The organism is Microbacterium sp. zg-B185 (genome assembly GCF_030246885.1).
Taxonomy (GTDB): Bacteria; Actinomycetota; Actinomycetes; order Actinomycetales; family Microbacteriaceae; genus Microbacterium.
In genome coordinates, this window is record NZ_CP126739.1 from 3064411 (window position 1) to 3090017 (window position 25607).

Here is a 25607-nt window from a genome sequence, read left to right on the forward strand (position 1 = left end):
ATGACCACGACCCTCGAGCCCCTCCGCGAACAGCCGGTGCCGCCGACGCCGGCGCGTGCGGCGCGCACCGGTCGAGCGCGCGCGCTGTCCGCGTGGGGCTGGGGCGCCGTCGGGATCCTGTTCGTCGCCGTCGTCTGGGAGCTCTACAAGCTGCTGGGGCCGGCGGATGGCGTGGTGCTGTTCGGCATGCGGGTGCTCCCCCGCACCACGGATCTGGCCATGCCGCACATCTGGGACATGATCGCGCGTCTGATCGCGCCGGTCACCCGCGCGGAGGGCTCGCCGCCGCTGTGGGGCGTCATCGCGATCGCCGCGCTGACCACCCTGGGAATCGCGGCGGTCGGCTGGGTCGTCGGGGTCGTCGTGGGCATCGGTCTGGCTCTGGTCATGCAGCGCTGGCGCCTGGTGGAGTGGGGCCTGCTGCCGTGGATCATCCTCAGCCAGACCGTGCCGCTGATCGCGTTCGCGCCGATCGTGAAGAGCTGGGGCTCGCGGGTGCAGATCGGCCCGATCGAATGGCAGGACTGGATGTCCGTCGCGCTGATCGCGTCATACCTGGCCTTCTTCCCGGTCGCGGTCGGCGCGCTGCGCGGACTGCAGTCACCCGACCGCATCCACACCGAGCTGATGCGCACCTACGCCGCCGGCTACTGGCAGACGCTGCTGCGACTACGGCTGCCGGCATCCGTCCCCTACCTGCTGCCCGCCCTCCGCCTGGGCGCCGCCAACGCCGTGATCGGCGCGGTCGTCGCGGAGGTCTCCACCGGCCTGCAGGGCGGGATCGGGCGGCTGCTGATCCAGTTCGCCGGCCAGGCCTCCGGAGACCCGTCCAAGGCGTGGGGGCCGATCTTCGGTTCCATCGCCCTCGGGCTCGTCGCGGCCGGTGCGGTGGCGATGCTCGGACTGCTGTTGAAGGACTACCGACGAGGAGAAGCGACCTGATGGCCGTTGGACACGCGCAGCACGGCTCGAACGACGCCCCCGGCAGCGACTCCGTCGTCGTCCGCGACGTCGCCAAGACGTTCGCCACCAAGACCGGCGACGTCAGCGCGCTGCAGGGCATCGACCTGACCGTCGCGGACGGCGAGTTCGTGGCGCTGATCGGCCCCTCCGGATGCGGCAAGTCCACACTGCTGCGCCTGATCGCCGACCTCGATCCGCCCACGGCCGGCACGATCGAGGTCTTCGGCAAGCCCGCGAACCGGGCACGCCGGGATCAGGACTACGGCATCGCGTTCCAGCAGGCCGGCCTGCTGCCCTGGCGGACGGTGGCGGCCAACATCTCGCTCCCGCTCGAGCTGCACGGCGTCGGCGCCGCGGAGCGCAAGGCCCGCGTGGCGGAGCTTGCCGAGCTAGTGGGGCTGACCGACTTCGCCGACCGGCATCCCGACCAGCTCTCCGGCGGCATGCAGCAGCGGGTGGCGATCGCGCGATCGCTCGCCGCGCGGCCGAAGCTGCTGCTGATGGACGAGCCGTTCGGGGCGCTGGATGAGATGACCCGCGAGCACATGCAGACCGAACTGTCGCGCATCGCCGCCGAGACCGGAGCGGCCGTCGTGTTCGTGACGCACTCCATCCCCGAGGCGGTCTTCCTCTCCGACCGTGTCGTGGTGATGTCCCCCCGTCCCGGCCGGATCACGCACATCATCGAGACCGGATTCGGCAAGGATGCCGCGCGCGACGAGTCGTTGCGCGAGTCGCCCGCGTTCTTCTCCCGGGTGACGGCGGTACGCGAAGCCCTGCACGGCACCTCGGTGCCCACCGGCGGCCGGGAGCAGCGATGACCACCGTGCGTCAGCCGCAGCCCACCCGGCAGAGCCCGGCGGGCTGGAGCACGGCGACCGAGCGCCGCCTGCGGGTGATCGCCCCCATCACGGTCGGGCTGATCGGATTGGTCACCTGGCAGTTCCTGGTCAGCGTCGTCGGGGTCTCCGACTACCTGCTGCCCAGCCCGGCCGCGATCGCCCAGCAGTTCGCCGAGTTCGGCGGCGCCATCTGGCAGGCGGCGCTGATCACCGGGACGAACGCGCTGCTCGGCCTGGTGGTCGGGACGGTCCTGGCGATCCTGCTCGCCGCCCTCGCATCCCGCTGGCGGGCCGTCGACGGGATGTCCGCGCCGATCGTGGCATCCCTGGCGGTGGTGCCCATCGTGGCGCTCGCACCAGTGCTGAACTCGATGTTCGGTGCCGACAGCCAGTTCGGTCGGCAGGCCATCGCGGCTCTGGCATCGTTCGTCCCGGTCTTCTTGAACACCCTCCGCGGACTGCGCCAGACCCGGCCCGTGCACCGCGACCTGATGCGCAGCTACGCCGCCACCGGCGCGCAGGCGTTCCGCACCGTCACCCTCCCGACCGCGCTGCCGTACCTGCTCACCGGCGTCCGGATCGCCAGCTCGCTCGCGGTGATCTCCGCGCTGGTCGCGGAGTACTTCGGCGGCCCGCGCGGCGGGCTGGGCAGTGCGATCTCCACCTCGGCGGCCACCAGCGCGTACGCGCGGGCCTGGGCGTACGTGGTGGCAGCGATCGTGGTCGGTCTGTTCTTCTACCTGGCAACCGCGCTCGCCGAGCGCATCGTGCTGCGCCGCATCCCCGTCGGAGGAGTCCGATGACGCACCGTCCGCGGGATGCCGCGCCCCGTCGTCCTCGCCCGGCGAGGTCGGTTCCGCACCACCGCAGCACCTCCCAAGAGAACCCGAAAGGAACGACATGAGACACAGCACACGTCGCGGCCTCACCAGGCGCGCAGCAACCGCGGGCGCGTTCGCCCTGTCGGCCGCACTCATCCTGACCGCGTGCTCGGGCGGGGGCGGCACGTCGCCGACCTCCGACGACGGCGGAGAGCTCACCCAGGTCAAGCTTCAGCTCCAGTGGCTGCCGCAGGCTCAGTTCGCCGGCTACTTCGCCGCCGCCGACCAGGGCTTCTTCAAGGACGAGGGCCTCGAGGTGGAGATCATCCCCTCCGGCGGCGACATCGTCCCGCAGGACGCCCTCGCCAACGGCGACGTCGACTTCGCCATCGCGTGGGTGCCGAAGGTGCTCGGATCGATCGAGGCCGGCGCCAACCTCACCGACATCGCACAGATCTTCCAGCGCTCCGGCACGCTCCAGGTGTCCTGGGCGGACTCGGGCATCGACTCGGTGGCCGACTTCGAGGGCAAGAAGATCGGATCGTGGGGCTTCGGCAACGAGTGGGAGATCTTCGCAGCCATGGCAGCGGAGGGACTGGACGCGAGCACCGTCGAGATCATCACGCAGGACTTCAACATGAACGCGTTCCTGCAGAACGACATCGACGCGGCGCAGGCGATGACCTACAACGAGTACGCGCAGCTGCTCGAGACGGAGGACCCGGAGACCGGCGAGCTGTACCAGCCGGATGACTTCAACGTCATCAGCTACCAGGACACCGTGGGCGCGATGCTGCAGGACGCCATCTGGGCCGACACCGAACGGCTCGAATCGGACCAGGAGTACGCCGACACGGCCGTGAAGTTCCTCAAGGCCGTGATCAAGGGCTGGGTGTACGCGCGCGACAACGCCGAAGAGGCCGCGGCGATCACGATCGCCTCGGGCTCGGCCTGGGGCCCGAGCCACGAGCTGTGGATGATGAACGAGACGAACAAGCTCATCTGGCCGGCCGCCGAGGGCATCGGCATCATCGACGAGTCCGCGTGGACGCAGACCGTGGAGGGAGCCCTCGCCGCCGTCAACGAGACCGGCGCGCACCTGATCACCAAGGAGCCGCCTGCCAGCGCGTGGAGCAACGAGTACATCCAGAAGGCGCTGGATGAGCTCGAGGCCGAAGGCGGCATCGACTTGACCGGCGAAGGTTTCACGCCCATCGAGGTCGAGCTGCAGGCGGGCGGCAACTAGCCCGACCGAAGCCGGATGCCGGCCGCTGGGCGCGTGCGCTGCGCCCGACGGCCGGCATCCGAGTTGCCATCCGCCCGCCGAGCGAGGAGCCTAGCGGCAGGCCGGCGCACCCCCGACCCGCAGACCGGAAGAGGACCCGCATCGCGGGAACCGGGAAGATCACCGGTAGAACGAAGGACACGACGATGACGACGACATCCGCCACCGACCTGGACGAGACGACCAAGCGTCTTGACCGCGAGCACGTCTTCCACTCCTGGTCGGCCCAGGCCGCCCTCGACCCGATGGTCATCGCCGGCGGCGAGGGAACTGTCGTGTGGGACCACGCCGGCAACCGGTACCTGGACTTCTCCAGCCAGCTGGTCAACGTCAACATCGGGCACCAGCATCCGGCGGTGGTCCGGGCCATCCAGGAGCAGGCGGCTGTCCTGTCCACGATCGGGCCGGCCACCGCCAACCTCACCCGCGGCCAGGCCGCTCAGCGCATCCTGGCGCGCGCCGGTGCGCCCTTCTCGAAGGTCTTCTTCACCAACGGCGGTGCGGACGCGATCGAGAACGCGATCCGGATGGCCAGGCTGCACACCGGTCGCGACAAGGTGCTGTCCACCTACCGGTCCTACCACGGCAACACCGGGGCGGCGATCGTCTCGACCGGCGACTGGCGTCGCATCCCCAACGAGTACGCGCGCGGCCACGTCCACTTCTTCGGGCCGTACCTGTACCGGAGCGAGTTCTGGTCCGACAGCCCCGAGCAGGAGAGCGTGCGCGCCCTGCACCACCTCGAGCGGGTGATCCAGTCCGAGGGCGCGGCCGGGATCGCCGCCATCCTGCTGGAATCCGTGCCCGGCACCGCGGGCATCCTGATCCCGCCGCCGGGCTACCTGGCCGGCGTGCGCGCCCTCGCCGACAAGTACGGGATCGTGCTGATCCTGGACGAGGTGATGGCCGGCTTCGGGCGCACCGGCCGGTGGTTCGCGTTCCAGGGCCACGACGTCGTGCCCGACCTGATCGCCTTCGCGAAGGGCGTCAACTCGGGGTATGTGCCGGTCGGCGGCGTCGCGATCTCGGCGGAGATCGCGGCGACCTTCGATGAACGGGTCTTCCCCGGGGGGCTGACTTACAGCGGGCACCCCCTCGCCGCGGCATCCATCATCGGAGCTCTCGACGCGATGGAGGACGAGGGCATCGTCGAGAACGCCCGGCGGGTGGGTGCGGACGCGATCGGGCCGGCCCTCGCGCAGCTGCAGGAGCGGCATCCGCTCATCGGCGAGGTCCGCGGCGAGGGCGTGTTCTGGGCGATCGAGCTGGTGGCCGACCGCGCGACGCGCGAGCCGGTCGGGGCCGACGTGATCGGGCGGCTGAAGAAGGAGCTGGTGTCGCGGGGTCTGCTGCCGTTCTCGGCCGAGAACCGCATCCACGTCGTGCCGCCGTGCGTGGTGACCGACGACGAGGTCGGGCAGGCGATGTCCATCTACGATGAAGCGCTGACCGTCCTCGAGAGCGCCTGACCCGCGCCCGCGGAGCGGGCGAAACTACCGAGACCACCGACCGCGACCTACGCTGGTCGTGCACCCGTGGCCCATCGGGCCAGGAAGAGAAGGAACACACCATGACCGACACCACGACGCTCGAGCAGACGACGCGGTCCGCCACCACGATCCTCGACCACTGGGTCGACGGAAAGACGTGGACGGGCGCCTCCAGCCGCACCGCACCGGTGTTCAACCCCGCGTTGGGCACGGCGCAGCGCGAGGTGCGCCTGGCCTCGACCGCGGACGTCGACCATGCCGTCGCCTCGGCGGCCGCGGCATGGGAGCAGTGGCGCGACGCCTCGATCTCCAAGCGGCAGACTGTGCTGTTCGCGTTCCGCGAGCTGCTGAACGCACGCAAGCAGGAGCTCGCTGAGATCCTCACGTCCGAGCACGGCAAGGTGCTCTCGGACGCGCTCGGCGAGATCGCGCGCGGCATGGAGGTCGTGGAGTTCGCGTGCGGGCTGGGCCACCTCACCAAGGGCGCGTATTCCGAGAACGTCTCGACGGGCATCGACGTCTACACGCTGCGCCAGCCGATCGGGGTCGTCGGGATCATCAGCCCGTTCAACTTCCCGGCGATGGTGCCGCTGTGGTTCTTCTCCGTCGCCCTGGCCGCGGGCAACGCCGTGATCCTCAAGCCCTCGGAGAAGGACCCGAGCGCCGCGAACTGGATGGCCGCGCTGCTGAAGGAAGCAGGGCTGCCCGACGGCGTCCTGAACGTCGTGCACGGCGACAAGGAGGCCGTCGACGCGCTGCTGGAGCACCCGGATGTGCGCGCGATCTCGTTCGTCGGCTCCACGCCGATCGCGAAGTACGTCTACGAGACCGCTACCGGGCACGGCAAGCGCGTGCAGGCGCTGGGCGGCGCGAAGAACCACATGCTCGTCCTGCCGGATGCCGACCTCGACCTGGCCGCGGACGCCGCCGTCAACGCGGGCTTCGGCTCGGCCGGTGAACGCTGCATGGCGATCTCGGTGGTTCTGGCCGTGGACACGATCGCCGACGAGTTCGTCGCGAAGGTCTCCGAGCGGATGGCCACGCTGCGCACCGGCGACGGCACTCGCGGATGCGACATGGGACCGCTGATCACGGGGGTGCACCGCGACAAGGTCGCCTCCTACATCGACGTCGCCACCACCGACGGCGCGTCGGTGGTCGTGGACGGGCGCGATGTCGAGCCCGACGGCGACCCGGACGGCTTCTGGCTCGGACCGACCCTGATCGACAACGTGCCGACCGACTCGTCGGTCTACCTGGACGAGATCTTCGGTCCGGTGCTGTCGGTCGTGCGCATCGACGGCTACGAAGAGGGCCTGGGCATCATCAACGGCAGCCAGTACGGCAACGGCACGGCGATCTTCACGAACGACGGCGGCGCCGCGCGCCGCTTCCAGCGCGAGGTGCACGTCGGCATGATCGGCATCAACGTCCCGATCCCCGTTCCGGTCGCCTACCACTCGTTCGGCGGCTGGAAGGCGTCGCTGTTCGGCGACGCGAAGGCGTACGGCCCGCACGGGTTCGACTTCTACACGCAGGAGAAGGCCGTGACGAGCCGGTGGCTGGACCCGTCGCACGGCGGCCTGAACCTCGGCTTCCCTCAGCACGACTGACCGCGCGCGCCGCGCTGCCCGCGAATCCGGATGGGTGTCACGAGACGGGGTCCGGCGACCTCCGTCTCGTGGCGCCCATCCTGTTCGCGGTTAGAGGGAGATCGGCCGGTTCTCGTAGAACGTCTGCAGGACCACGGTCGTGCGTGTGCTCACCGATGCCGCCAGGCGGATGTCGCGGATCAGGGTCTCCAGATCCCGGGGCGTCGCGACCCGGACGAACAGCAGGTACGCCGCGTCGCCCGCGATCGAATGGCACGCCTCGATCGCGGCGAGGTGCTCGAGCATCTCGGGCGCGTTGTCCGGCTGGGACGGATCCAGCGGGGTGATCTCGATGAAGGCCGACAGGGATTTGCCGACCGCCTCGGGGTTCAGGAGCGCCCGGTACCCGACGATGACACCGGTGCTCTCCAGGCGCCGCAGCCGCGCCTGCACCGCGGACACGCCCAGGCCGACGTGCTCGGACAACTGAGCGAGCGTCGCCCGCGGGTCCCGTGAGACCTCAGCGAGGATCAACAAGTCGACAGGATCGGTCATGGGATGAAACAATATCGGCACATCCCGCGATCTGCCGGAATGTTTCCGCCTCTCCTCGGATCGGAGGTTTCCGTGTCCCTCAGCCAGACCCACCACACCGGTGTGATCCAGGCCGTCGTCGGCGAACCCGAGGTCCTCGAGGACGCGCCTTTCCGGCTGCCCGCCCACCGCGTCGCCGACGACCGCGACCTGGCCGGCGACGTGGAGGGCTCGGCCGCCTGGCTGAGCCTGAAGGCGTCGGCCACGGCGCTGCAATCCCTGCAGGCCCGGGACGGCTGTGTTCCGGATGCCGCGCACCACGCATCCGCCCGCGCCCACGTCGAGGCGATCATCGCCGCGATCGTCGACCTCACGCCGCGATTCCCGCACGACCACTCGTACCTGACGGCATCGGTGACGGATTTCCGGCGCTGGGCCGACGAGGGCTTCGGCGTTCCCGACTTCTACGATTCGCTCATCGCGTTCCAGCCGCAGGAACACCGCGTGGACGGCATCCGTCACCTGGTCGTGTTCCCCATGTACACGCAGAACGGCTCGTCGCGGCGTCACGTCGAGGCGATGATCGTCGAGGTGATCTGGCCCGAGTTCATCGCCCAGCTGGAGACCGAGTACAGCAACCGGCTGTTCGTCTCGCTGCGGCTGGTGGATTTCACGCCCGGATACGACACGAACTCGGCGGTGCTGTTCCCCGAGACCGTGGCGATGCGCGAGATTCCGACGTTCACGTGGGGCGCGATCTTCCAGGACCGCGAAGCGGCACGCTACCGTCGCGTCGTGCGCGCGGCATCCCGGATCACCAAGCTCGATCTGCCTGCCGAGGCGGAGCGGATGCTGGAGGATCAGGCGCTGACCGAGAAGACGTTCGTGATGTGGGACATCATCCACGACCGCACCCACATGCGCGGCGACCTGCCCTTCGACCCGTTCATGATCAAGCAGCGGATGCCGTTCTTCCTGTACTCGCTCGAGGAACTGCGCTGCGACCTCACCGCGTTCCGGGAGGTCGTCGCCATCCAGAAGCGTCTGAGCGAACGCGTCGGATCGGGTGCGGCGCTGTCGCCGGCGGAGTCCGAGATGCTCGAGCACGCGCGGCTGGTGCAGTACGCGGTGATCTTCGACCGGATCTTCCGGTTCGCGATCACCGGAACGCGCGTGCGCAACTACGACGCCGTGGGCGGTCAGCTGCTGTTCGCCTGGCTGCACCAGCGCGGCGTCCTGCACTGGACCGACACCTCGCTCGCGTTCGAGTGGTCCGGAGTACCCGCCGCGGTCATGGCGCTCGGGGACGCGATCGACGAGCTGTACTGGCGTTCGATCGACCGGCCCAAGACCGCGCACTGGCTGGCCGCGTATGAGCTGGTGCGGGGCACGCTCACCCCCAGCCCCGCGTCGCGGTGGGCGCGCGGTCTGCCCGACGAGGTGCTGGCCGGGCCGGCGAAGGCGTACACGGACGCGGTGCTGGACGACGAGTTCCCGCTGTCGATGTTCTTCGAAGCGCTGGAGAAGAAGATGCGTCCGGTGATCGACTCCACGGCCGGAATCCGTGGCGGAGCCGATGACCCGGAGGCTCCGCGCGCCGGGTAGCGGCGCCGGGGAAGGTGGGGATGATGCCTGATGTCAGCGGACGCCTCGTGCTGATCGCGGGTGCGACCAGCACGAGCGGACTGGTCTGCGCCCGCGCCCTGGCATCGGCCGGCGCCCGGGTCGTCGCGGTGGGGCGGGATCCCGGAAAGCTCGAGGCGCTGGCCGGCGAGGTGCCCGGCATCGCGGTGCGCGCCTGCGACCTCACCGACGAGTCGGCGGTCCGAGCGCTGGCCGAAGGGGTGCACCGCACGGACGGGCGCGTGGACGGTGTCGTGCACCTGGTCGGGGGCTGGCGCGGCGGCGGCGGACTGGCCGGCCAGAGCGACGAGGACTACCGGTTCCTGGAACGCTCGTTCACGGCCCTGCGCCACGTGAGCCGCGCCTTCGACGCGGATCTGCGCGCATCCGCGGCCGGACGCCTCGCGATCGTGTCCTCGACCGCGGTGGCCCGGCCGCTGGCGGGCGGGGCGAACTACGCCGCCGTCAAGGCCGCGAGCGAGGCTTGGACCCGTGCCGTCGCACAGGGCTTCAGTAAGGGCGCGCGGGATGCCGGTGACGACCTGTCCGCTGCGGCGGTGATCTTCCGGGTGAAGGTGCTGGAGGGCCGGGAGGACGCGCTCGCCGAGCACGTGGTCGGCCTGTGGCGTGTCGAGGCGGCATCCGTCAACGACACCGTCGTCACGCTCGCCGACGAGAGCTGAGCGGATCGAGCGATCAGGACACCTGGTCGGCCTGGACCGGGTCCGGCGCCCGCTCGTACTCCTTGGACAGCGTGCGGTAGCTGCGGGTCGTGAACGCGAGCAGCGCGACGGCGACCATCACCAGGCCGCTGACCAGGAACACCAGCGCGATTCCGCGCGCCTCCCCGTCGCCGAGGAGCCACCCCCACGCCTGCAGGCCGGCATCCGAGTTCATGTACGGGATGATCCAGAACTGCGCGATCGGCGCGATCAGGAACGCGGTGATCGGAGCGGCGGCGGACTCGAACGCCGCCGCGAAGCCGAAGACCCGTCCCTGCGTCCGGAACGGCACGACCTTCTGGATGACGGTCTGCTCGGATGCCTCGACCGCCGGCACCAGCGCCATGTACACCCAGATGCCCACGGCGTACAGCCACCACCACTCGCGGATCGTGAAGATCGCGCCCAGCACCCCCATCGCCAGGACGACGAGCAGCATCGTGCGGATGGGGTTGCGGCCGAGCCCCCGCGCGGAGATCACGATCCCCCCGATGATGAATCCGGTCGAGGCGACCCCGAGCACCACGCCCCACCACTCGACGGGGAACAGTGTCAGTCCGTACGGGTCCATCAGCGCCATGTAGACACCGCCGATGAGGTTGTTGAAGGTGGCGAAGATGATCAGGGCGAACAGGCCCGGTGCAGAGCGGATGGCGCGGATGCTGCCCCGCACGTCCATGACCGGCTGCCGCTCGCCCTCCCGAGCGGGCTTGTCCTCGGGGATCCGCAGGAAAGCGACGTGAAGCAGCGCGAGCAGGGTGAAGGCGATCGCGATGACCAGTGTCCAGCCCATGCCGAGCAGGCCGATCGCCAACCCGCTGAACACGCTCGTGACCGTGAAGGCGATCCCCTGCACGGTGCCGACCATGCCGTTGGCGTTGGCGTGCCGCTCGACCGGGACCAGCAGCGTGACCGTGGTGGACAGCGCGATGTTGCGCATGTTCTCGATCACTCCGCCGAACAGGATGATGCCCGAGAACAGCCAGAACCACGGCCCGCCGATGTCCAGGAGCGCCGATTCCGGCTGGGCGAGGTAGAGCGCGCCGGCGATGAGGAACGAGGCCAGCGTGACCAGGCTGGAGAGCACCATCACGACATGCTTGCGATACCGGTCGACGATCGTGCCGAACACCATGGAGAAGATCGCGACGAACAGCATGTACGCGCCGCCGATGATGCCCGTGGCCAGCACCGACTGCGTCTCGATGTAGACCCAGAACGTGAGGGCGAACCACAGGAAGCTGGTCGTGATGTTCGCGATCGCCGTGTTCACCAGCACCTGGATGAATGTGCGCATGCCCCCGGGCGGCGCCGTCGTGCCGCGGTACTCCGCGGTGCCGCCCTGCTCCGCGGTGCCGCTCGCCGGGGCCGCCATCGCGCCCGAGTCGCCTGGGGAGGTCATTTCGCGAGGATACCGAGGGCCCCGGACATCCGGAACCCCGCTCGCGCGCCCCGCACCTGGGTGCGATCGCCCCCTACGAGTGCAGCCCTCTTGTCCAGGCACTGGTCCAGTCCGCCGAGGGACATGAGGATGCCGCCGACGCCGCCGTCAGCACCTTCCTGCGCGACGGGGCAGCACGTGACGGCGGCCGTAGGCTTGAGGATGTGACTCCGCTCCATGACACCGCCGTGCGCGGCTTCGCCTCGGACAACTACTCCGGCATCCACCCCGAGGTGCTCGCGGCCATCGCCGCTGCGAACGACGGCCACCAGATCGCCTACGGCGAGGACGAATACACCGCGCGGCTGCAACAGGTCTTCACCCACCACTTCGGCGACGGCGTCGAGGCCTTCCCCGTCTTCAACGGCACCGGCGCGAACGTCGTGGGCCTGCAGTCGATGCTGCCGCGATGGGGCGCGGTCATCGCGGCATCCACCGCGCACATCAACGTCGACGAGGGGGGTGCGCCGGAACGGGTCGCCGGCATCAAGCTCCTCACCGTCCCCACGGACGACGGCAAGCTCACTCCCGAGCTGATCGACCGTGAGGCGTGGGGATGGGGCGACGAGCACCGCGCGCAGCCGCTGGTGGTCTCGGTCACCCAGTCCACCGAGCTGGGCACGGTGTACTCCGTCGACGAGCTGCGGGCGATCGCCGATCACACCCACGCGCTGGGGATGCGACTGCACATGGACGGCGCACGCGTCTCGAACGCGGCAGCCTCGCTGGGCCTGCCGTTGCGCGCCTTCACGCGGGACGTGGGCGTGGACGTCCTGAGCTTCGGCGGCACGAAGAACGGCGCGATGCTGGGCGAGGCGATCGTCGTCCTGGATCCCGAGGCCTCCGCCGGTCTGACCTTCCTGCGCAAACTGAACATGCAGCTCTCCTCGAAGATGCGGTTCGTCTCCGCTCAGCTGATCGCGCTGCTGGAGGGCGACCTCTGGCTGCGCAACGCCTCCCACGCGAATGCCATGGCGGCTCGCCTGCGCGCCGCCGTCGAGGCCGGGGTGGCCGACGGCTCCCTCCGCGGAGTGGCCTTCACCCAGCCGACTCAGGCCAACGGGGTGTTCGCGACCCTCCCCGCCGGCGTGGCCGACCGGCTGCGCGAGGCGTTCCGCTTCTACGACTGGGATGCGGCCACGCGCGAAGTGCGCTGGATGTGCTCGTTCGACACCGACGAAGCCGACGTCGACGCGTTCGTCGCCGAGCTGGCCCGCCTGGCCGGATAGTCGCCTCTCGGCCCACGACACCGCCCGCGCGGCAGGCCGGGGAACCGTCAGGACAGCACGTCCCGGGTGACGAACCGTGCGATCGCGGCCGCACCGAAGACCAGCACGTAACCGGCCTGCAGCAGAGCATTCGCCGCGAACGAGTCCCACACCACCGGCGCGCGCAGCAGATCTGCGAAGTCCAGCCAGCGGTCGGTGAACAGCAGCGGATGCAGCGCCTCCAGCTGCGGGATCGCCCCGACGATCTGCGCGGTGACCGCGAGGATCGCCGTGGCCGCCATCGCCCCGACCGGGACGGTGGTCAGCGTGGAGAAGAACAGACCGATCGCGGACAGCCCGAGCAGCGACACGGACGCGTACGCGGCGATCGCGAGCAGCCGGATCTCGCCCTCCACGACCGAGACCTGCACGCCGGACAGCAGCGTCACCGGTCCCACCGGGAACAGCAGCCAGCCGGCGAGCGTGCCGACGACGACGAGCGTGAGCGTGCCGGCGACGCAGAACGCCGCCGCGAACAGATACTTCACGACCAGCAGCCGCACCCGCCCGGCCGGCGCGACCAGGAGGTAGCGCAGCGTTCCGTGAGCGGCCTCACCGGCGATCGCGTCGCCGGCGGCGATGCTGACGGTGAGCGGCAGGAACAGCGGGATGGCCACCGTCAGCGCAGCAAGTCCGACGAACAGGCCGTTGCCGGCGATCTGATCGAGGAACGCCGGCCCGCGTCCCGGTCGGGAGCCGCCCACCAGACGGATGGCGACCGCGACGAGAACGGGGATCAGCGCGAGCGCACCGAGCATCGCCCACGTGCGCCGGCGGCCGAACTGGGTGGCCATCTCGTTCCCGAGCAGCTGCAGGGTGCCCCCCACCGGGCGCCGGGCAGCGACCCCGCCCGCGCGCACGCCCGCGTCGGCCCGCTCAGGGGAGGACATCGAATCCCTCGCCGGTCAGTTCCACGAAACGCTGCTCGAGGCTCGCACCGGCGACCTCGAAGCCCCGCACGCGCACGCCCGCCGTGACGAGGGCGCGGACGACCTCCTCCGGCTCCACGCCGTCGGGGATCGTGCCGGAGACACGCTCGCGATCGGATGCCGATCCGGCCGGGTCGGTCTGCACTCCGAGGCCGGCGAGCACGCCGCGCGCTCGCTCCAGGTCGGGCGTGCGGACGTGCACGCGGCCGGGTCCGCCGGAGCGGCGGAAATCCTCCAGCGTGCCCTGCGCGATCAGGCGCCCGGCGCTCATGACGCCGACGTGCGTGCACAGCTGCTCGACCTCGGCGAGGAGGTGGCTGGAGACGAAGACGGTGGTGCCTTCCGCGGCGAACGAGCGGATCAGCGCCCGCACCTCGCGGGTCCCCTGCGGGTCCAGGCCGTTGGTGGGCTCGTCCAGCACGAGCAGCTCCCGCGGCATGAGCAGGGCGTTGGCCAGTCCCAGCCGCTGCTTCATGCCGAGGGAATAGGCGTGGGCCTTCTTCCGCGCGGCGTGCGAGAGCCCCACCCGATCCAGTGCGGCGGCCACCCGGGCCGGCCGGGTGCGCGGCGACGAGTGCCGGTCGGCCGCATCGAAGCGCCGCAGATTCTGCTCACCGGTCAGGAACGGCGAGAACGCGGGTCCCTCCACGAGCGCGCCCACGCGCGGGAGCACGTCATCCAGCGCCCGTGGCATCGACGAGCCCAGCACACGCGCGTTGCCGCTGGTGGCCCGCAGCAGACCGAGCAGCATGCGGATCGTGGTGGTCTTGCCCGAGCCGTTCGGCCCCAGGAAGCCGAAGACGGCGCCGCGCGGCACGATCAGATCGACCGCGTCGACGGCTGTCTGCGCTCCGAACCGCTTGGTCAGGCCGGACGTCTCGATCGCCGGCTGGGCGGCGGGGTTCGCGCTCGCCACCGGGTCAACGGCCGGTCTGGGCGGCTTCGACCAGACGCGATGCGGGAACAGCCCCGGCCAGCATCCGGCCGTCGTCGGTGATGAGCACGCTGATCAGCGATGTCTGCAGCACCCGTCCGCCCTCCACTGCAGTGGTGACGGCCTCCAGCTGCGCGCGCTGCCCGGAGCTGAGCCCACCCCCCGCCGCCGTCTCCGGCAGCTGGACCACGGCCGACCAGCCCTGGCCGTACACCGTCGGCGCGTCCGGGTCGCCCCTGCCGTGCCGCGCAGCCCAGTCCTCGGGCGAGGGCAGCGCGAGCCCCTCATCCACGACGGCGATGCCATCGGCCGGGGTGAAGGCGAGCGCCGCAGGATCCGGCGCCTCGAAGCCGACGCGCGTGAAGGCGATCTGGAACGCGGGCTCGTCCGAGCCCCGAGCGGTGATCGAGGCTGCCAGCGCGGCGCCGTTCTGGCCGTCGATGGCGAAGCGGATGTCCCCGATGAGCGTGTCCTCGGCGCGCGGGGTGAGGATCAGCTCGTACACGTCGCGGCCGGCAACGCGGGCGTCCGTTCCGACGGTGACCTCGGTGCTCTCGTCGAGTCGCGCCAGAGCCTCTTCCAGCAGCCGCTGCGGAGTCGGCACCGCAGCGTCCTCCGGCGGGCCCGGCAGCCGGCTGCGCCACCGCTCGAGGTCGGAATCGGACGGCAGAGTCAGGCGCGTGGCGGTCTGGGACTCGCTGTCGACGTACCAGGCGATGCCGGCGTCACCGTCGACGTACACGTTGCGTTCGGCAAGCCGATCCAGAACCTGCAGACGGGCGCGTTCCCCGTCGAGGTAGACGTTCGCCGTGTGGGTTCCGGCGATCAGCCCGAGGACGTCGTCGAGACCGGCCGCGGCAGCTGCGGAGTCGTCCGCGCCGGACGCGCCGGTCAGTGCGTCCAGGTCGGGAAGCCCGAGCTCGGATGCCTGCTCGATCGTGCCGGTGAGCATGTCGACCTCGCTCGCACCGGCGAACTCGATCAGTTCCTGGACGCTCTTGTCCGGCAGGTCGACCGCGCCGCTGGCCGCGATCGGCACCAGGATGCCGGCACCCACCAGGATCGGGACGGCCAGCACACCGGTCCACGCGAGGGCTCGGCGGTCCCGGACACGGCCTGCGGAGCTCATGCGCCCCAGGCTACGCCGGTCGCGGCATCCCGTCCCCGGTCACAGTGAACACTCAGGATGCCGGGTCAGCGCAGCGCGCCGACGCTGGCCAGACCGAGCCGGATGAGGGTGCCCCGGCCGCCCTCCATCTCGGCGGCCAGGCTGTCCGAGGCCGCCTCGCTGGGCGGCATCCAGGTCACCTCGAGCGCATCCTGGCGCGGCTCGCAGGTGCCCGTGACCGGAACGACGAACGCCAGCGACACCGCGTGCTGCCGGTCGTCGTGGAAGGCGGAGATGCCGGGCATCGGGAAGTACTCCGCAACGGTGAACGGCACCGGCTGCAGCGGCAGGAGCGGAAACGCCATCGGCCCCAGATCGTTCTCCAGGTGCCGGAACAGCGCGTCCCGCACGGTCTCGCCGTAGCGGACGCGCCCGCTGACGATCGTCCGGGTCATCTCTCCCAGTGGCGTGGCGCGCAGCAGGATCCCGACCTCGGTGACCGCGCCGAGACCGTCGGTGCGCACCGGGATCGCCTCGACGTAGAGGATCGGAAGTCGACGCCGCGCCTCGGCGAGCTCGATCTCGGACAGCCAGCCCGGGTTGGCGGCGCTGCTCGGAGTCGGCGATCCGAACGACCCGTTGCCGAGCGAGCGGGGATCGCCGCCGAACCCCTGGCCGCGGAGCGGGTCGTCCGCGCCGCCCGCGTCGTCGCGGTCGTCCGGGTCGGGATCGGGAGTTCGCACTGCCATGTCTCCTGTATACCCCAGCAGTCCCGTGCGTGCCGCACGGCGGCGCCGACTGGAATGATAGGCGCATGGCCGTGCCCCCCGCCCTCGACGATTCCGCCGCCCTGTGGTCCGCCCAGACTGCGGAGCGAGCCGGTCGACCGCTGCTGGTCCTGCTGCACGGGTACGGCGCCGATGAACGCGACCTGTTCGGGTTGGTCCCGCACCTTCCGCCGCAGTTCGTCGTTGCGGCCCTGCGTGCGCCGCTCGCACCGCCCTTCCCCGCCCCGGGCTATTCCTGGTATCCCATCGAGGGCATGGAGGGACGCGATGCCCGGCACGTGACCGATGCCGCGTCCCTGGTGGTCGACTGGGTGGACGCGGTCACCGCCGACGCCCCCGTCGGACTGCTCGGCTTCTCTCAGGGCGCCGCCGTCGCCCTGCAGGCGCTGCGACTGCAGCCGGAGCGATTCGCGTTCGCGGTGAACCTCAGCGGCTACGCCACGCCGGGCGAGCTGCCGGGAGATGCGGCGCTCGCCGAGCGACGCCCGCCCGTCTTCTGGGGACGGGGAACACACGACGACGTGATCCCGCAGTTCCTGGTCGAGCACACGGTGACCTGGCTGCCTGAGCACGCCGACCTCAGCGGTCGCGTCTACCAGGGGCTGACCCACAGCGTCTCGGAGCCGGAATTGGACGACGTGCGGGTCTTCCTGCACAAGCAACTCGAGATCCTCGAGCCGGACCCGCAATCCTGAACGCCGACCGGATGCCGCGCCTGCGGCATCCGGGTATCATGATCGTTCCTGCCCCCGACGTGAGGAACCTCCGGTGAGACTGATCGACGCCTCCGCGCCCGCATCCGCGCGCTGACCCGTCGACGCTCACCGTCTGGGGCTTCCTCCAGCGAGCATCGCCCCTTCGATCCGATCGAGGCCGGGCGACCGGTGTCAGCGCATCCCTGAGAGATCAGGCCTGACAACCCGGGAGGCTTCATGCCCATGCACTCCCCCACCGCCTCCGTTCGGCACAGCATCGTCCTGGACCACGTGTCGTTCCGCTGGCCGGACGGCACGCCGGCGCTTCGCGACGTCTCCGGCGCGTTCGGAACCGGCCGCACCGGACTGGTCGGCCGCAACGGCTCCGGCAAGTCCACGCTGCTGCGCCTGATCGCGGGCGAGCTCACCCCCTCGGCCGGGCACGTCTGGACGACGGCGGACGCCGCGTACCTGCCGCAGCGACTCACCCTGGACGTCGGACGGACCGTCGCCGAGCTTCTGGGTGTGGCCCCGACGCTGACCGCGCTGCGGGCGATCGAGTCCGGCGACGTCGACCAGCGTCACTTCGACGTGGTCGGCGACGACTGGGACATCGAATCACGCGCGCACGCCGCCCTGGCCGATGCCGGCCTCCAGCCGGACATGCTCGACCGCAGCGTCGGGGAACTCTCCGGCGGGGAGTCGGTGCTCGCCGCGATCGCGGGCATCCGGCTCGGCACGCCGTCGATCACGCTGCTGGACGAGCCGACGAACAACCTCGACCGCGACGCCCGCGCACGCCTGGCGGCCATGGTCCGCGGCTGGCCGGGCGCGCTGATCGTGGTCAGCCACGACCTGTCATTGCTGGAGCTCATGGACGACACCGCGGAGCTGTACGACAGTGCGCTGTCGACTTTCGGCGGGCCGTACTCGCAGTGGCGTGCCTGGCTGGATGCCGAACAGGACGCCGCCCGGCAGGCGGAGCGAGCGGCTGTGCAGGTCGTGCGCCGAGAGAAGCGGGAGCGGATCGAGGCGGAGACGACGATCGCGCGGCGTGAGCGGACCGGTCGCAAGGCCTCCGCGGAGAAGCGGCTGCCGAAGATCGTCATGAACGCGCGCAAGCGGGAGGCGCAGGTCTCGGCCGGCAGGCTGCGCGGCGAGAAGGCGGAGCGGGAGGCGACGGCGCGCGCTGCGTTGGAGACCGCTGAGCGCCGTGTCCGCGACGACGATGCCGTCCGCATCGATCTGCCCGATCCGGGGGTTCCGGCCGGCAGACGCATCGCGAGCATCGGCGACGGCGAACGCTCCTGGTACATCCGGGGACCGGAGCGGGTCGCGCTGGTCGGCGCGAACGGCGTGGGCAAGACGACCCTTCTCGAGTGTCTGGTCGGCGGCGGGTGCGAGCGCGCCGCCGCGCAGACAGACCGCATCGGCTACCTGCCGCAGCGTGTCGACACGCTCGACGAGGCGGCGTCCGTCCTGGCGAACGTGCGCTCCGCGGCACCGGCGGTGCCGGATCGCGAACTGCGCAACCGGCTCGCGCGCTTCCTGCTGCGCGGCGACGCGGTCGAACGGCAGGTGGGCACCCTGTCCGGCGGTGAGCGCTTCCGGGTCGCCCTCGCCCGTTTGCTGCTGGCCGATCCTCCCCCGCAGCTGCTCGTGCTGGACGAGCCGACGAACAACCTCGACCAGGACACCGTGGACCAGTTCGTCCAGGCGCTCACGGTGTACCGCGGTGCGGTGCTGATCGTCAGCCACGACGACGCGTTCCTGGACCGGCTCGGCATCGATCTGACCCTCGAACTGAGCACCGACGGTCGGATCACGCAGCAGCGGTGACGGTACCGACGTGCACCGGCGGGGGGCTCAGAGCCCGTTCGCGACCAGCGACCCCAGTGCGCCGAGGACCTCCGCGCTGCTCCACGGTGCGTCGCCGGCGACTTCGGCCGAGAGCACGTTCACGCCATCGGTGAGTTCGAACATCGTGCCGGCGATGTATCCGCCGCCCGGCCGCGCATAGGCCTCCACGGCGTGCGCGCCGGTGTCCACCGGCGCCCCTTCACCCGCCCACGGAACGTCCCACCCCAGTCCCGCCGTCGAGGACAGGATGAGACGGTTGGCCGCCGTCGCGGCATCGTCCAGCAGGCACATCCGATACGCGACGGCGGTGTCGGCGAGCGCTGTCCCGGCGGAAGGCGTGTCATGGTGGCCCAGCCACGTTCCGGTCAATTCGGCACCGAGGAGCGTGCCGACCGATGCTGCCAGCTGCGCACAGTCCGGCGCGCTCCACCACCGGCTCCGGTCCAGCTGCCACGTCGGCTGCCCGTACGCGTCCGCGCGCGCGGCGATCTTGCTTCCCAGCTGATCGCCCAGGGAGTCCACTCGCTCTCGGGTCATGGCGCGCAGGCCCTGGAACGACCCGACGATCCGCAACCCCTCCGTCTCCCACTGCCACGCGCAGACCCAGTCGGGATTGCACTCCTGGAAGTACAGCTCATCCTGGTCGGGCGTGAACTCCGCGCTTCCCAATCCGGCCCTGGGCAGGATCTCGAAGCCGCCCCTGACCGCTTCGCCCTCCCACTCGCAGCTGAGCCCGCCCACTCCATTGAGGGATCGCGTCCAGCGCTCGTCGCGACGGAAGACCCGCGTGACGGGTTCGCCGATGGTCTGCGACAGCTCTTCGGGGGTGAGGGCCGCCAGGCAGTCGCCGTCCATCACGGTCGGAGGCCGCTCACCGGGAGCGACCACGAGCGCCTGCGGTGCGGGTGACGACGGGGTTACCGGCGCCGGCGTCGAGGTCGGTGTCGGCGGCGGGACGGGCGTCGCCGCGCAGCCCGCGAGCAGGGCGAGCACCAGCAGCGGGACGACGGTGAGGGGGCGGCGCATCGTCTGTCCAATCCGTGGGCTTACGTGACAGTAGCGCGCCGAACCTTCTGCCCGGCGCGGATCGATCCGTCTCTCGCGGCTCCCGGCACGCGCGATGGCGACACGGCCCGAATGTCGCCTCCACCAGGGAGGATGGGAAGGTGCCCAACGTGCTCGAGCGGTTCGGTCCTGCCACGCAGGACTGGTTCCGCGGCGCGTTCGCGGCACCCACTCCCGCGCAGCTCGGTGCCTGGGATGCGATCTCGCACGGCAAGCACGCGCTCGTGGTCGCGCCCACGGGATCGGGCAAGACGCTGTCGGCGTTCTTGTGGGCCATCGACCGGATCTTCCACGAGAAGGATGCCGCTCCGGTCGCGCCCGCCAGACGCCGGGGTCGCGCGGCACCGCCTCCGGCATCCCCCACCCGCGTTCTCTACATCTCGCCGCTGAAGGCTCTCGGGGTCGACGTGGAGCGCAACCTCCGCTCGCCGCTGGTCGGAATCGGCCAGTCGGCGCGGCGCCTCGGAATCACCGTTCCGGCAGTGACGGTGGGGGTGCGCTCGGGCGATACCACCTCATCGGACCGTCGCAAACTCGTCACCGCACCCCCGGACATCCTCATCACGACACCGGAGTCGCTGTACCTGATGCTGACCAGCCAGGCCGGCGAGACCCTGCGCGGCGTGCACACCGTGATCATCGACGAGGTGCACGCGGTGGCAGCCACCAAGCGCGGCGCCCACCTCGCGGTCAGTCTGGAGCGCCTCGACGACCTGCGACGGGCCGACGATCCGGCCGCGGCGCCCGCCCAGCGCATCGGCCTGTCCGCGACCGTCCGCCCCATCGACGAGGTCGCCCGCTTCCTGGGCGGCTCGGCGCCGGTCGAGATCGTCGCGCCGCGGGCGACGAAGACGTTCGACCTGACGGTCGTGGTCCCCGTGGACGACATGCTCAACCCGCCTCCCCCGCCGGGGGCGGAGACACCGGATGCCGCGCCCGACGGTTCGGCCGACCAGGACTGGTTCTCGGACGGATCCGGCACGCGCCCCGAAGCGACCGAGATGACCGGTTCGCTGTGGCCGCACGTCGAGGAGGCGATCGTCGACCGCATCCTGCAGCACCGCTCCACCATCGTGTTCTCCAACTCGCGCCGGCTCGCGGAACGGCTGACCGGGCGACTGAACGAGATCTACACGGAGCGGCTCGGCCTGGAGCTTCCGGATGCCGCGATCCCGGCCGCGATGATGGCTCAGTCCGGCATCAGCTCAGGGGCGGACCCGGTACTGGCCAAAGCGCACCACGGGTCGGTGTCCAAGGAGCAGCGCGCGCAGGTGGAGGAGGAGCTGAAGGCCGGCATCCTGCGCTGCGTCGTGGCGACCAGCAGCCTGGAGCTGGGCATCGACATGGGCGCGGTCGATCTCGTCATCCAGGTGGAGGCCCCGCCCAGCGCGGCGTCGGGTCTGCAGCGCATCGGGCGCGCCGGTCACCAGGTCGGCGAGGTGAGCCGGGCCGCACTCTTCCCGAAGCATCGCGGTGACGTGCTGCACACCGCGATCGTGACCGAGCGGATGCTGGCCGGGCAGATCGAGGCGATCTCGATCCCGCAGAATCCCCTGGACATCCTCGCGCAGCAGACGGTGGCGGCATCCGCCCTCGGCCCGATCGATGTGGAGGGCTGGTTCGAGACGGTCAAGCGCAGCGCCCCGTTCCGCACACTTCCGCGGTCGGCGTACGAGGCGACGCTGGATCTGCTGGCCGGCCGGTTCCCGTCCGACGAGTTCGCCGAGCTGCGGCCCCGGCTGGTGTGGGACCGCGACCAGGGCACGCTGACCGGCCGGCCCGGGGCACAGCGCATCGCGGTCGCCAGCGGCGGCACCATCCCCGACCGCGGACTGTTCGGCGTCTTCGTAGCGGGTGAGTCGCAGAACGCGCGGGTCGGCGAACTGGACGAGGAGATGGTCTACGAGTCGCGCGTGAACGACGTGTTCACGCTGGGCACCACGAGCTGGCGGATCGTGGAGATCACGCACGACCGGGTCAACGTGCTGCCGGCCTATGGGCAACCCGGAAAGCTCCCGTTCTGGCACGGGGACGGCCTGGGACGTCCGGCTGAACTCGGGGAGGCGCTCGGAAAGTTCTCGCGCGAGGTGTCCGCGGCCACTCCCGCCAAGGCGCGCGATCGCCTCACCGAGGCCGGTCTCGACCAGAACGCGTCCACGAACCTGCTCGCCTACCTCGCCGAGCAGCGCGAAGCCACCGGCACCCTCCCGACCGACAAGTCGCTCACCGTCGAGCGCGGACGCGACGAGGTGGGCGACTGGCGGATCATCCTGCATTCCCCGTACGGCATGAAGGTGCACGGGCCGTGGGCGCTCGCGGTGAACGCCCGGATCCGCGAACGCCTCGGGGTCGAAGGATCGGCGGTGGCCAGCGACGACGGCATCATCGCCCGGGTTCCGGATGCCGCGGCCGAACCGCCCGGTGCGGAGCTGTTCGTGTTCGAACCCGATGAGCTCGAGCAGATCGTGATCGACGAGGTCGGCGGCTCTGCGATGTTCGCGTCCCGGTTCCGGGAATGCGCGGCGCGCGCTCTGCTGATGCCGCGGATGAACCCCAACCGCCGCTCTCCGCTGTGGCAGCAGCGCCAGCGCTCGGCGCAACTGCTCGAGGTGGCACGCCGCTACCCCACGTTCCCGATCATCCTGGAGACGCTGCGCGAGGTGCTGCAGGACGTCTACGACGTTCCCGCGCTGCTGCGGATCGCCCGCCGGATCGGCGATCGCAGCATCCGGCTGGTCGAGACGACGACGACCCAGCCCTCGCCGTTCGCCCGCGACCTGCTCTTCGGGTATGTCGGTGCGTTCATGTACGAGGGCGACTCGCCGCTGGCGGAACGCCGGGCCGCAGCGCTGTCGGTCGATCCTGCGCTGCTGAGCGAACTGCTCGGCAAGGTCGAGATGCGCGAGCTGCTCGATCCCGAGATCATGGCGCAGTTCGAACGCGAGGCGCAGCGGCTCGATCCGGACCGCCATGCCCGGGGCCTGGAAGGCGTGGCCGACCTCCTGCGGATGCTGGGCCCGCTTGATGCCGCGGAGGTGGCGGCACGACTGGAGGGCGCCGAGCCGGGAACCGATGCGGTGACCGCGGCATCCGCTCATCTGGACGAGCTGATCCTCACCCGCCGGGCGATTCCGGTGACGATCGCGGGGGTGCCCCGGGTGGCGGCCATCGAGGACGCGGGGCGCCTGCGCGATGCCCTCGGCGCCGCCCTGCCCGTCGGCATCCCGAACGCATTCCTGGAACCGGTCGCCGATCCGCTCGGCGACCTGGTCGCCCGCTTCGCGCGCACGCACGGGCCCTTCCCCACGAGCGCCGTGGCCACCCGACTCGGGGTCGGCGTCGCGGTCGCGCGGCTCACCCTGCAGCGGCTGGAGAGCCAGGGTCGCATCGCGAGCGGGTTCTTCCTGCCGCAGACGGACGCGACCGGAGACGAGAACGAGTGGTGCGACGCGGAGGTGCTGCGACGGCTGCGGATGCGCTCGCTCGCCGCGATCCGGGGAACCGTCGAACCGGTCTCGCCCGAGGCCTTCGCGCGATTCCTGCCGGTCTGGCAGCACGTAGCGCGGCCGCTGGAGGGGATCGATGGGGTCGCCGCGGTCATCGAGCAGCTGGCCGGCGTTCCCATCCCGGCCAGCGCATGGGAGTCCCTGGTGCTGCCGTCCCGGGTGGCCGACTACGCCCCGGCGATGCTGGACGAGCTCACCGCCACGGGTGAGGTGATCTGGTCCGGGCATGGCGCGCTGCCCGGCCGGGACGGGTGGATCGCCCTGCATCCGGCCGACACCGCTGCGCTGACCCTGCCGTCCCCGGAGGACGAGCTGGTCGCCGGGTCGCTGGAGGAGCGGCTCGTGGACGCGCTCGCCTCGGGCGGCGCCTACTTCGCCGCCCAGCTGCGGCAGCTCGCCGGCGCCGAGAACGAGCAGTCGGTCGTCGAGGCGCTGTGGAACCTGACGTGGTCCGGCCGGGTCACCAACGACACCTTCGCCCCCATCCGGATGCTCATCGGCGGGGGGTCGCAGGCGCACCGCACCGCGCGCAAGGCACCTCGCGCTCGGCTGTATCGGGGCGCGACGATCCCGCGGACCAGCACGCCGCCGCGGCCTCCCGCGATCGGCGGTCGCTGGTCGCTCCTGCCCGGGCCGGAGCCGGAGCCGACGCTGCGCGCGACGGCGGCAGCGAGCCTTTTGCTAGATCGCTACGGGGTGGTCACCCGCGGCTCCGTGCAGGCCGAAGGGCTGCCCGGCGGCTTCGCGCAGGCGTACCGCGTGCTCGCCGGGTTCGAGCAGGCCGGGCACTGCCGCCGCGGCTACGTCATCGAGAAGCTGGGCGCCGCGCAGTTCGCCGCCTCGGCCACGGTCGATCGTCTCCGCGAGTTCGCGGGTCTGCAGGACCCGCCGCCGCTGCGGGCGGTCACCCTGGCCGCCACCGACCCGGCCAACCCCTACGGCGCGGCGCTGGCCTGGCCCGCGCTGGAAGGGATCTCGCACCGCCCGGGCCGCAAGGCGGGCGGGCTGGTCGCGATCGTGGACGGCGCGCTGGTGCTGTACCTGGAACGTGGAGGCAAGACGGCGCTCGCGTTCACCGACGATGAGGCCGTGCTCGCAGCCGCGACCCGCGATCTGGCCGCCACCGCGCGCGGCCGGCGCCTGGCGACACTGACCATCGAGCAGGTCAACGGCGCTTTCGTCTACGGCACCCCGGTCGGACGCGCTCTGCGCGATGCCGGCTTCGTCGAGTCGCCGCGCGGCCTCACGCTGCGCCGCGCGACGGCCGGTGACGCGCTGCGCGAGGCCGCGCGTGCCTGAGGGCGACACCGTCCACCGGGCGGCGCAGCGGCTCCACGACGCGCTGGCCGGCAACGACGTCACCCGATTCGACCTGCGGGTGCCACAGCTGGCCACGGCCGACCTGCGGGGCATGCCCGTGCACGCCGTCGTGGCCCGCGGCAAGCACCTGCTGCACCGGATCGGCGAATGGACACTGCACTCGCACCTGAAGATGGAGGGCGAGTGGCGCGTGTACCGCCCTGGTGAGCCGTGGCGCAAGCCCGCATTCCAGGCGCGCGCGATCGTCGGCACCCAGCAGTGGGACACCGTGGGGTTCGATCTCGCCGAGATCGACCTGGTTCCCACCGACGCCGAAGGCAGCCTCGTCGACTATCTGGGTCCCGATCCCCTGGGCCCGGACTGGGACGCGGCGGAGGCGACCCGCAGACTGGCCGCCGACACCCGGGCGGTCCACGTCGCGGTGCTCGACCAGCGCAACGTCGCAGGATTCGGCAACGTGTACGCCAACGAGATGCTGTTCCTGCGCGGCATCCTGCCGACCACGCCGGCCACCGAGGTGGATGCCGCGGCCCTGCTGGATCTGGGCACCCGGATGATCCGCGCCAACGTGCATCGCGCGGCGCGCACCTTCACCGGCGAGGACCGCCCGGGGCGGCGGTTCTGGGTCTACAGCCGCGCCGGCAAGCCCTGTCGCCGCTGCGGCGCCGTGATCCGGGAGGCGAGTCTCGGGGCGAGACCGACCAGCGAGCGGAACGTGTTCTGGTGCCCGCGGTGCCAGATCTGAGGGCGGTCCGGCTCGCACCCGCCCTCGATCGCAGCGGCCCGACCCGACAGGATGGAATCACCGAGGGATGAGGAGG

General features: G+C 71.1%; 20 protein-coding genes. 13 read left to right on the top strand and 7 right to left on the bottom strand.

What is annotated here, in order from left to right:
- From QNO12_RS14565 to QNO12_RS14590, 6 genes are all read left to right on the top strand, one after another.
- Positions 1–942 carry an ABC transporter permease gene (locus tag QNO12_RS14565; protein WP_257501434.1) on the top strand — a complete coding sequence of 314 codons (942 nt, stop codon included), beginning with the start codon at positions 1–3 and terminating at the stop codon, positions 940–942.
- Positions 942–1784, top strand: a complete 843-nt coding sequence (locus QNO12_RS14570; protein WP_257501433.1) for an ABC transporter ATP-binding protein — start codon at positions 942–944, stop codon at positions 1782–1784. Before QNO12_RS14565 ends, QNO12_RS14570 begins: the two co-directional genes overlap by 1 nt.
- Complete coding sequence (locus QNO12_RS14575) at positions 1781–2608, top strand: ABC transporter permease (RefSeq protein ID WP_257501432.1); 828 nt, start codon at positions 1781–1783, stop codon at positions 2606–2608. Before QNO12_RS14570 ends, QNO12_RS14575 begins: the two co-directional genes overlap by 4 nt.
- Positions 2609–2705: 97 nt before the next feature.
- Positions 2706–3872 carry an ABC transporter substrate-binding protein gene (locus tag QNO12_RS14580; RefSeq protein ID WP_257501431.1) on the top strand — a complete coding sequence of 389 codons (1167 nt, stop codon included), beginning with the start codon at positions 2706–2708 and terminating at the stop codon, positions 3870–3872.
- A gap of 185 nt (positions 3873–4057) precedes the next feature.
- The gene (locus tag QNO12_RS14585) at positions 4058–5380 is read left to right on the top strand and encodes an aspartate aminotransferase family protein (protein WP_257501430.1); all 1323 of its coding nucleotides are present in this window, start codon (positions 4058–4060) and stop codon (positions 5378–5380) included.
- 101 nt (positions 5381–5481) lie between these two features.
- Positions 5482–7014, top strand: coding sequence for a CoA-acylating methylmalonate-semialdehyde dehydrogenase (locus QNO12_RS14590; RefSeq protein ID WP_257501429.1), 1533 nt, complete (start codon positions 5482–5484; stop codon positions 7012–7014).
- A 90-nt stretch (positions 7015–7104) separates the two neighbouring features.
- On the opposite strand, the gene QNO12_RS14595 is transcribed toward QNO12_RS14590, so the two are convergent.
- Complete coding sequence (locus tag QNO12_RS14595) at positions 7105–7548, bottom strand: Lrp/AsnC family transcriptional regulator (protein ID WP_257501428.1); 444 nt, start codon at positions 7546–7548, stop codon at positions 7105–7107.
- A 72-nt stretch (positions 7549–7620) separates the two neighbouring features.
- On the opposite strand from QNO12_RS14595, the gene QNO12_RS14600 reads away from it, so the two are divergent.
- On the top strand, positions 7621–9132 hold the full coding sequence (locus tag QNO12_RS14600; protein WP_374761011.1) for a DUF6421 family protein: 1512 nt from the start codon (positions 7621–7623) through the stop codon (positions 9130–9132).
- A 23-nt stretch (positions 9133–9155) separates the two neighbouring features.
- Positions 9156–9833 carry an SDR family NAD(P)-dependent oxidoreductase gene (locus QNO12_RS14605; RefSeq protein ID WP_257501427.1) on the top strand — a complete coding sequence of 226 codons (678 nt, stop codon included), beginning with the start codon at positions 9156–9158 and terminating at the stop codon, positions 9831–9833.
- A gap of 13 nt (positions 9834–9846) precedes the next feature.
- Here the strand turns inward: QNO12_RS14605 and QNO12_RS14610 are convergent, their stop codons facing one another.
- Entirely contained in the window at positions 9847–11169 is a 1323-nt protein-coding gene (locus tag QNO12_RS14610; protein ID WP_257501477.1) for an MFS transporter, read from the bottom strand.
- A 308-nt stretch (positions 11170–11477) separates the two neighbouring features.
- Here QNO12_RS14610 and QNO12_RS14615 point away from each other — a divergent pair, with 308 nt between their 5' ends.
- Entirely contained in the window at positions 11478–12542 is a 1065-nt protein-coding gene (locus tag QNO12_RS14615) for a threonine aldolase family protein (protein ID WP_257501426.1), read from the top strand.
- Between the two features lie 47 nt (positions 12543–12589).
- On the opposite strand, the gene QNO12_RS14620 is transcribed toward QNO12_RS14615, so the two are convergent.
- The 4 genes from QNO12_RS14620 to QNO12_RS14635 all read right to left on the bottom strand — a co-directional run bounded on the left by QNO12_RS14620 (position 12590) and on the right by QNO12_RS14635 (position 16301).
- On the bottom strand, positions 12590–13471 hold the full coding sequence (locus tag QNO12_RS14620; protein ID WP_257501425.1) for an ABC transporter permease: 882 nt from the start codon (positions 13469–13471) through the stop codon (positions 12590–12592).
- Positions 13458–14426 carry an ABC transporter ATP-binding protein gene (locus tag QNO12_RS14625; protein WP_257501424.1) on the bottom strand — a complete coding sequence of 323 codons (969 nt, stop codon included), beginning with the start codon at positions 14424–14426 and terminating at the stop codon, positions 13458–13460. The genes QNO12_RS14620 and QNO12_RS14625 overlap by 14 nt, the downstream gene beginning before the upstream one ends.
- 4 nt (positions 14427–14430) lie before the next feature.
- Positions 14431–15573, bottom strand: coding sequence for a LolA family protein (locus QNO12_RS14630; protein WP_257501423.1), 1143 nt, complete (start codon positions 15571–15573; stop codon positions 14431–14433).
- A gap of 65 nt (positions 15574–15638) precedes the next feature.
- Positions 15639–16301, bottom strand: coding sequence for an NUDIX hydrolase family protein (locus QNO12_RS14635; RefSeq protein ID WP_257501422.1), 663 nt, complete (start codon positions 16299–16301; stop codon positions 15639–15641).
- A 65-nt stretch (positions 16302–16366) separates the two neighbouring features.
- On the opposite strand from QNO12_RS14635, the gene QNO12_RS14640 reads away from it, so the two are divergent.
- Entirely contained in the window at positions 16367–17035 is a 669-nt protein-coding gene (locus QNO12_RS14640) for an alpha/beta hydrolase (RefSeq protein WP_257501421.1), read from the top strand.
- 237 nt (positions 17036–17272) lie between these two features.
- On the top strand, positions 17273–18874 hold the full coding sequence (locus QNO12_RS14645) for an ABC-F family ATP-binding cassette domain-containing protein (protein ID WP_374761010.1): 1602 nt from the start codon (positions 17273–17275) through the stop codon (positions 18872–18874).
- A gap of 27 nt (positions 18875–18901) precedes the next feature.
- Here QNO12_RS14645 and QNO12_RS14650 read toward each other — a convergent pair whose 3' ends face one another.
- A complete protein-coding gene (locus QNO12_RS14650; RefSeq protein WP_257501419.1) occupies positions 18902–19921 on the bottom strand; it encodes a hypothetical protein in 1020 nt (339 codons plus the stop codon).
- A gap of 140 nt (positions 19922–20061) precedes the next feature.
- Between QNO12_RS14650 and QNO12_RS14655 the strand changes: the two genes are divergently transcribed.
- Both QNO12_RS14655 and QNO12_RS14660 read left to right on the top strand, forming a co-directional pair.
- Complete coding sequence (locus QNO12_RS14655; protein WP_257501418.1) at positions 20062–24765, top strand: ATP-dependent helicase; 4704 nt, start codon at positions 20062–20064, stop codon at positions 24763–24765.
- Positions 24758–25531, top strand: a complete 774-nt coding sequence (locus QNO12_RS14660) for a DNA-formamidopyrimidine glycosylase family protein (RefSeq protein WP_257501417.1) — start codon at positions 24758–24760, stop codon at positions 25529–25531. Before QNO12_RS14655 ends, QNO12_RS14660 begins: the two co-directional genes overlap by 8 nt.
- Positions 25532–25607: the final 76 nt, after the last annotated feature.

What these genes read in the sequence shown, in the direction of transcription:
- QNO12_RS14565 (WP_257501434.1), top strand. Translation starts at nt 1, where the DNA reads ATGACCACGACCCTCGAGCCCCTCCGCGAACAGCCGGTGCCGCCGACG.
- QNO12_RS14570 (WP_257501433.1), top strand. Translation starts at nt 942, where the DNA reads ATGGCCGTTGGACACGCGCAGCACGGCTCGAACGACGCCCCCGGCAGC.
- QNO12_RS14575 (WP_257501432.1), top strand. Translation starts at nt 1,781, where the DNA reads ATGACCACCGTGCGTCAGCCGCAGCCCACCCGGCAGAGCCCGGCGGGC.
- QNO12_RS14580 (WP_257501431.1), top strand. Translation starts at nt 2,706, where the DNA reads ATGAGACACAGCACACGTCGCGGCCTCACCAGGCGCGCAGCAACCGCG.
- QNO12_RS14585 (WP_257501430.1), top strand. Translation starts at nt 4,058, where the DNA reads ATGACGACGACATCCGCCACCGACCTGGACGAGACGACCAAGCGTCTT.
- QNO12_RS14590 (WP_257501429.1), top strand. Translation starts at nt 5,482, where the DNA reads ATGACCGACACCACGACGCTCGAGCAGACGACGCGGTCCGCCACCACG.
- QNO12_RS14595 (WP_257501428.1), bottom strand. Translation starts at nt 7,548, where the DNA reads ATGACCGATCCTGTCGACTTGTTGATCCTCGCTGAGGTCTCACGGGAC.
- QNO12_RS14605 (WP_257501427.1), top strand. Translation starts at nt 9,156, where the DNA reads ATGCCTGATGTCAGCGGACGCCTCGTGCTGATCGCGGGTGCGACCAGC.
- QNO12_RS14610 (WP_257501477.1), bottom strand. Translation starts at nt 11,169, where the DNA reads ATGCGCACATTCATCCAGGTGCTGGTGAACACGGCGATCGCGAACATC.
- QNO12_RS14620 (WP_257501425.1), bottom strand. Translation starts at nt 13,471, where the DNA reads ATGTCCTCCCCTGAGCGGGCCGACGCGGGCGTGCGCGCGGGCGGGGTC.
- QNO12_RS14630 (WP_257501423.1), bottom strand. Translation starts at nt 15,573, where the DNA reads ATGAGCTCCGCAGGCCGTGTCCGGGACCGCCGAGCCCTCGCGTGGACC.
- QNO12_RS14635 (WP_257501422.1), bottom strand. Translation starts at nt 16,301, where the DNA reads ATGGCAGTGCGAACTCCCGATCCCGACCCGGACGACCGCGACGACGCG.
- QNO12_RS14640 (WP_257501421.1), top strand. Translation starts at nt 16,367, where the DNA reads ATGGCCGTGCCCCCCGCCCTCGACGATTCCGCCGCCCTGTGGTCCGCC.
- QNO12_RS14645 (WP_374761010.1), top strand. Translation starts at nt 17,273, where the DNA reads ATGCCCATGCACTCCCCCACCGCCTCCGTTCGGCACAGCATCGTCCTG.
- QNO12_RS14650 (WP_257501419.1), bottom strand. Translation starts at nt 19,921, where the DNA reads ATGCGCCGCCCCCTCACCGTCGTCCCGCTGCTGGTGCTCGCCCTGCTC.